Origin of the sequence: Methylobacterium sp. J-030 (genome assembly GCF_022829545.1) — a bacterium.
Classification (GTDB): domain Bacteria; phylum Pseudomonadota; class Alphaproteobacteria; order Rhizobiales; family Beijerinckiaceae; genus Methylobacterium.
Genome location: NZ_JAKSYM010000103.1, coordinates 1 through 464, shown reverse-complemented (window position 1 = coordinate 464; position 464 = coordinate 1). Strand labels below are relative to the sequence as shown.

Sequence of the window (464 nt, the reverse complement as noted above, 5' to 3'; positions counted from 1 at the left end):
GCAAAGCATCGAGGCGCCGCTTGAGCAGTTTGAGGCCGGCAGCAGAGCTGGCGAGGACGGTGGTGGCGCCCATTCCCTTGCTACAATCAGCCGGGGCAAGCGCGCTTCCGTCGCGCCTCGCCGAATGTCTGAGCTACGCGGCAGCTGCGGCCGCCTTCCGCTCCTGGGCCTTAGCGATGGCGATGAGCACAGAGGCGGTCAGTATGCTCTGGCCAGCTTCGTCGCGAACCTCGGCCCGGTACTGAGCAGCCGGCCGTGCCTTATGCTCGGACCCGAGCATGTCGGCCAAAGTCTTGCGGACAACCTCCCGCACAGCAGCCTCATCCGGCAACTCGTGGCCGACGTCATCTATGGCGACAATGCTGTCGAAGGTGTCGATGAAGTAGCGGGGCATCAGGCCCTCCGCGTCGCAGGCGGGAGCGCTCGCCTCACCCAGCCGCCGGCGCCTACGGTCGATCAGCCAA

General features: G+C 66.4%; 1 protein-coding gene. It reads right to left on the bottom strand.

Annotation, left to right across the window (positions count from 1 at the left end; genetic code table 11):
- Positions 1 to 133: 133 nt before the first annotated feature.
- Positions 134 to 464, bottom strand: a 331-nt coding sequence (locus MKK75_RS06285; protein WP_244041758.1) for a DUF6894 family protein, incomplete at its 5' end; no start/stop codon positions are given.